This is a genomic window from Vibrio sp. 2304, assembly GCF_033339475.1.
Lineage (GTDB): Bacteria > Pseudomonadota > Gammaproteobacteria > Enterobacterales > Vibrionaceae > Vibrio > Vibrio alginolyticus.
Genome location: NZ_JAWOUQ010000006.1, coordinates 357,129 through 363,734, shown reverse-complemented (window position 1 = coordinate 363,734; position 6,606 = coordinate 357,129). Strand labels below are relative to the sequence as shown.

4 protein-coding genes and 1 rRNA gene are annotated in these 6,606 nt (G+C 45.5%); 2 read left to right on the top strand and 3 right to left on the bottom strand.

The annotated features are described in order from the left end of the window. Positions 1-105 precede the first annotated feature (105 nt). Positions 106-222: ribosomal RNA gene (rrf, locus tag R7P64_RS14860) — 5S ribosomal RNA — on the top strand. Positions 223-313: 91 nt separating this feature from the next. Here the strand turns inward: rrf and ilvY are convergent. After that, on the bottom strand, positions 314-1,204 hold the full coding sequence (ilvY, locus tag R7P64_RS14855; protein WP_005379097.1) for an HTH-type transcriptional activator IlvY: 891 nt from the start codon (positions 1,202-1,204) through the stop codon (positions 314-316). A 143-nt stretch (positions 1,205-1,347) separates the two neighbouring features. Here ilvY and ilvC point away from each other — a divergent pair, with 143 nt between their 5' ends. Further along, on the top strand, positions 1,348-2,832 hold the full coding sequence (gene ilvC / locus R7P64_RS14850) for a ketol-acid reductoisomerase (RefSeq protein ID WP_005379098.1): 1,485 nt from the start codon (positions 1,348-1,350) through the stop codon (positions 2,830-2,832). 266 nt (positions 2,833-3,098) lie between these two features. On the opposite strand, the gene ubiK is transcribed toward ilvC, so the two are convergent. Then, a complete protein-coding gene (gene ubiK, locus R7P64_RS14845; RefSeq protein ID WP_005379099.1) occupies positions 3,099-3,350 on the bottom strand; it encodes a ubiquinone biosynthesis accessory factor UbiK in 252 nt (83 codons plus the stop codon). Between the two features lie 131 nt (positions 3,351-3,481). Beyond that, positions 3,482-6,604, bottom strand: a complete 3,123-nt coding sequence (gene vmeD, locus R7P64_RS14840; RefSeq protein WP_005379100.1) for a multidrug efflux RND transporter permease subunit VmeD — start codon at positions 6,602-6,604, stop codon at positions 3,482-3,484. Positions 6,605-6,606 lie beyond the last annotated feature (2 nt).

Sequence of the window (6,606 nt, the reverse complement as noted above, 5' to 3'; positions counted from 1 at the left end):
AGGCTTAACCATACAACACCCAAGGGGTTTTGATGGACTCAATGAAAGAACATTGAATGTGTAAGAACGAGAATTAAAAAACAGCTTTCCAGATTAAAGAATTTGCTTGGCGACCATAGCGTTTTGGACCCACCTGATTTCCATGCCGAACTCAGAAGTGAAACGAAATAGCGCCGATGGTAGTGTGGGGCTTCCCCATGTGAGAGTAGGACATCGCCAGGCTTTAAATTTAAGAAGCCCGCTCGAAAGAGCGGGCTTTTTTGCATCTATAGAGTTTTAAAATTAGCTCACTTTATACCTAAAAAGTGTTCATCTAAGGTGCGATATACTTGCTCTCTGCAACCTTCCAAAAGGCTTTAACAAGCGGATTCTCCAGCTGAGTTTTGTTGCAGCAAACACCAAGTTTAAAAGGTTTAATTGGTAAGACTTTTAAACGATTTATCTTTTCTCTTACCGGACTGTTGTTGATTACAACATCAGGTGCGATACCTACTCCACACCCCAATGCAACCATACTTACGATGGCTTCATGTCCGGAGGTTTGTGCGTAGATCTTTGGCTTTATTTTCATTTGTTTGAGCCAAGTATTGGCCCTGTCCCTTGCCGTTCCTGCTTCTGGGAGTATGAATGGAATGACCGACCAGTCTGGTTTTTCTTTTTGTAGCTCTTCAGCAAACGCACTAACCCCAACAGGTACGATGACAGAAAGTGGGATTTCACTGATCGTTTCAAATGCGATTTTATTTGGCATCTGTTCTGACTTGGCTGATATGGCAATATCGGCTTCATCTGCTAGTATTTTGTCGATCGCTTGAGCTGGATCGCCGGTTGATAGTTTGAACTCAATGAAAGGGTTCTGAATACGAAAGTCAGAGATTAGCTCCGGAAGATGGCTGTAGCTTGCAGTAACAGAACAAAAGAGACGGATTTCTCCTTTCAATTCATCCTCGGTTCCCTTCAGGTGACTCTGATACTGCTGCCATTCGCCAAGAATCTTTAAGGCAACTGGGACTAGCTTTTTACCTTGGATAGTTAAATCAACGCTACGGTTGTCGCGTAAAAACAATTGTTGGCTGGTTTCCTCCTCTAATTTTTGTATCTGTCGGCTTAAGGCTGAAGGGCTAATATGCATTGCCGCTGCGGTCTTGGCGAAACTTTTACTCTCACAGAGATGAATGAAAAGTTGCAGGCTTTTGATATTCATTAAATTTTCATTTCCATGTTGCATAAATTGCAATAACTAATTGTGAATATATCACTTTAAGCAATCTCATGTCTGTTTTAGTATGAAGTTATTCGGTAAGGCAATTACTGACCTCAATGGAAGAATCTCAAAGGAGCACCCAGATGGCTAATTATTTCAATACCCTAAACTTGCGCGAGCAGTTGGACCAATTAGGTCGTTGTCGTTTTATGGACCGCAGTGAGTTCGCTTCAGAAGCGGATTATCTGAAAGGTAAGAAAGTAGTCATTGTAGGTTGTGGTGCTCAAGGTCTTAACCAAGGTCTGAACATGCGCGACTCTGGTCTAGACGTTGCTTATGCGCTTCGCCAAGCCGCGATTGATGAGCAACGCCAGTCATTCAAAAACGCAAAAGACAACGGTTTTGAGGTAGGTAGCTACGAAACGCTAATTCCACAAGCTGATCTAGTAGTAAACCTTACTCCAGATAAGCAGCACACAAACGTTGTTGAGACGGTAATGCCGTTAATGAAAGAAGGCGCAGCACTAGGTTACTCTCACGGTTTCAACGTTGTTGAAGAAGGCATGCAAATCCGTAAAGACCTAACGGTAGTAATGGTTGCACCTAAATGTCCAGGTACGGAAGTTCGTGAAGAATACAAGCGCGGTTTCGGTGTACCGACTCTTATCGCTGTTCACCCAGAGAACGACCCAAAAGGTGAAGGTTGGGATATCGCGAAAGCTTGGGCTGCAGCAACAGGTGGTCACCGTGCAGGCTGTCTAGAGTCTTCTTTTGTTGCTGAGGTGAAATCTGACCTAATGGGTGAGCAAACTATCCTTTGTGGCATGCTACAGGCTGGCTCTATCGTATGTTACGAGAAGATGATTGCTGATGGTATCGATCCTGGCTACGCTGGTAAGCTTCTTCAATACGGTTGGGAAACCATCACTGAAGCACTGAAGTTTGGTGGTATCACTCACATGATGGATCGCCTAACTAACCCTGCAAAAGTGAAAGCATTTGAGCTTTCTGAAGAGCTAAAAGAACTGATGCGTCCGCTATACAACAAGCACATGGATGACATCATCACCGGTCACTTCTCTAGCACTATGATGGCTGACTGGGCAAACGACGATGCAAATCTACTAGGCTGGCGTGCAGAAACAGGTGAAACTGCTTTCGAAAACTACCCAGAAACTGACGTAGAAATCTCTGAGCAAGAGTACTTCGATAACGGTATCTTGATGGTTGCTATGGTTCGTGCGGGTGTTGAGCTAGCATTCGAAGCGATGACGGCATCTGGCATCATTGATGAGTCTGCTTACTACGAGTCTCTACACGAGCTGCCACTTATCGCAAACACTATCGCACGTAAGCGTTTATACGAGATGAACGTGGTTATCTCAGACACTGCGGAATACGGTAACTACCTGTTCGCTAACGTAGCAACGCCGCTTCTACGTGAGAAGTTTATGCCAGCCGTAAATACTGACGTAATTGGTAAAGGTTTAGGTGAAACGTCTAACCAAGTGGATAACGCGACTCTTATCGCTGTGAATGAAACAATCCGTAACCACCCTGTAGAGTACATCGGTGAAGAGCTACGTGGTTACATGACTGATATGAAGCGTATCGCGGTGGGCGGCTAAATGACTCCATTTCGGTGTCGAAGGTGCTCGTTTACTATCGTAAAGTCCGCGCCTTCTCCTAGAAATGAAACCTTAATACAGCGTAATTTACTTAGTCTCAAGTAACGCAGTAGATAAACTCCAGGCAGACTGGAGTGATAAATACAAAATAAAACACAACATCTAATCAAAAGGCTTGGTCGCCGTTGACCAAGCCTTTTTGTTTTTAGCCGATTTATCTGCGCGCCGATAAGAAAAACGCTCCTTTGTGAGGAGCGCTTTGATACTTATTTTTCAGCAAGCTTTTCTTCAAGTTGCGCCAACTTCTGTTCCATTTCTGTTAGCTTTTGACGTGTACGTAGTAAAACTTGAGTTTGAACATCAAACTCTTCGCGACTTACAACATCTAGCTTGTTTAGCTGGCCTTGGATTACTTGACGAACTTTCTGATCGACATCAGAGCCCAATTCTTTTACAGGTTGAGGCATTGAGTCGTGAATCTGTTTAGCAATTTGCTCTAATTTCTTTGGGTCAAACATAGTGGCTAAAACTCCTTTTGATTTGTCCTCATTTTAAGTAAATGATACGTGAAAGTCGCCACTTAGATGGCAAAAAAGAGAGCGGCAATAAAAAAGGCCACCGAAGTGACCTTTTTGAATGCCTTAATAGCTTATCTGTTATCCGCTAATTCACGATGAGCTGCTTTCGCTTCGTCAACTCGCGCTAACTTCTCCAAGTCTTTGTCTTCAACAAATACTGGCAGAGGTTTGTGTTTTTCAGCTAGGTAGCTGTAAATCACAGGTAGTACGAATAGTGTGAACAGTGTACCGATTGCAAGGCCTGCAACGATGACGATACCGATACTGAAACGTTGCGCGGCACCTGCACCTGTTGCGTACATCAGCGGGATCAGACCTGCGATCATCGCTGCAGTGGTCATTAGGATAGGGCGAAGACGCACTTTCGCAGCTTCCATCACCGCATCAATACGAGACAGTTTATTATGTAACTGCTCTTCTTTGGCGACTTCACAGATCAAGATACCGTGCTTGGTTATTAGGCCGACCAGCGTGATCAAACCAACCTGCGAGTAGATGTTCATCGAGGCTGTACCCCAGGCCAATGCGATCAAGGCACCACAGATTGCCAGAGGTACAGATACCATGATGACAATAGGGTCGCGGAGTGATTCAAATTGAATCGCCAGAACGAGGAAGATGATCGCAAGTGCAAGACCGAAGGTTGCATACAAGGCACTACCTTCCGTTACAAACTGACGAGATTCACCCATGTAATCGTGGTTATAGCCTGCAGGCAGCTTGGTTTGTGCAATATTCTCAAACCAGTCGATTGCGTCACCCATAGCAACACTAGGCGATGGTACTGCACCCACAGTCGCTGAGTTTAGCTGGTTGAAGTGTGGCAAAGAGCGAGGCTCAGCGACCACATCAATGGTAATCAGACTGCCTAATGGAACCGCTTTACCATCCACAGAGCGTACATAGTAGTTCTTCATCGATTCTGGGTTTAGACGCCATTTACGCTCAACTTGAGGGATCACCTCATACGAGCGGCCATTCAGGTCGATTCGGTTTACATAACCATCTGCCATCATCGTGCTGAGGGTGATGCCAATGTCTTGCATAGTCACACCGTAGGCACCCGCTTTGTCTTTATCGATCTTGATCTTCATCGTTGCTGAATCGTAGTTCAAATCCAGGTCGGAATAGACAAACATTGGGCTACTTGCAACATCGGTTAGAATATCGCTAGCGATAGTAAACAAGCTCTCGAAGCTATTTGGTGTTGTAATTACAAACTGAACAGGTAGACCTGAGCCTGCACCTGGAAGCTCTGGCATTTGGAATGCAGTGACAGACATACCAGGCACACTTGATACTAGGCCACCCACACGTTTCGTGATTTCAGATTGGCTTGCCTCTCGTTCACTCCAAGGCTTCAATGTTGCTAGGCCAAACGCTTGGTTTGAGTTTGGTACACCATTAAAGACCTGTGCGTATTCCACCTCCGGTTGATCTGAGAGTATTTGGTTTACGTCATCCATGGTATTTTGGATATAGTCCAAGTTCGCGTTTGATGGGGCGGTACCCATCAGCATGACCACACCTTTATCTTCAGATGGTGCTAGTTCGCTAGGAATAAACTTGAACAAGACCGGTAAGCTTGCAAATACAATGATTGCAAACGCAATAACAACCGGACGATGAGCCATTACCGCTTTCAACATGCCTTCGTAACGAGTGGTCATGCCATCAAGGATATGGTGAACTTTTTGCTCAAACTTGCTTGGCTTCTCGTTCGCCTTCAGCATCTTCGAACACATCATTGGTGATAGTGTCAAAGCGATGATGCCGGATACGAATACTGAACCTGCCAGTGTCAAAGCGAACTCTTTGAACAATGAACCGGTGATACCACCCATCAATGCGATCGGCGCGTACACTGCACCTAGCGTCAATGTCATCGCGATAACTGGAACCGCAATTTCACGCGTACCAATAATTGCAGCTCGGAATGGCGATTCCCCTTCTTTGATGTGACGGTCAACGTTTTCTAGTACAACGATCGCGTCATCCACCACCAGACCGATGGCAAGCACCATCGCCAGTAGCGTCATCAAGTTCCAAGAGAACCCCATTGCCTGCATCACCATTGCCACACCAATCAATGAAAGTGGAATGGTCACGATAGGAATGATTACCGCGCGGAATGAGCCCAGGAACAGTGTGATAACCACAAGTACGATTACTGCTGCTTCAAGAATCGTTTTCACTACTTCGTGAATCGATTCGTTGATGGCGATAGTTGAGTCGTACATTACGTTCATTTTGATGTTACTTGGTAGGTTGCGCTCAAGCTGAGGCAACAGTTCAAGTACGTCTGCTGCAATGTTGATTGGGTTAGCACTTGGCGCTGCGTTGATCGCTGCAACCACAGCTTCTTGACCGTTTGCACTTGCGCGATAAACGTCGTGACTCTTCTCTAGCGTTACTTTAGCGATATCACCTAGGCGGATGACATCCCCTTCACCAGTTTTCACGACCAATGCTTCAAGTTCAGCAACGTTTGATACCTGAGTATCTGCGCTACCGTTATAAAGCACGAACTCACCCGTCGCTTGACCGGTTGCAGATTGGTAGTTGTTGGCGTTAAGAACGCTCATCACATCGGTTGCGGTCAACTTCAAAGCGCCCATTTTGGCAGGATCTAGCCATACGCGCAGTGCGTACTTCATACCACCATACAGGTCAACTTTGGACACACCGTTTACGGTGAACAACTGCGGGTTGATTACACGTTCAAGGTAGTCAGTGATCTGGCTTGAAGATAACTCGTCACTCGTAAAGCCGATGTACAGTACCGCCGTTGTCGAACCTGTCGACATGGTTACGGTTGGGTCTTCGGCTTCTTTTGGTAGCTGTGAACGTACCGAGTTGGTTTTCGCCAGAATGTCAGACAACGCCGCATTTGGGTCAGTATTCAACTTCATGTTGACAGTAATGGTCGATTTACCCAGTACCGATTGCGAAGTCATGTAATCAATATTATCGGCTTGCGCTACCGCTTGCTCCAATGGCTGAGTAATAAAGCCTTGGATCAAGTTGGCACTTGCACCGTAGTAACTGGTGGTCACGGTGACCACCGTATTCGTCATTTCAGGGTATTCACGAACCTGCATTTTGAACACCGCTTGCAAACCAAGCAATGCAATCAAAAAGCTGATCGATACCGCTAAAACTGGACGTTTTATAAAAACATCTGTAAAGCGCATGA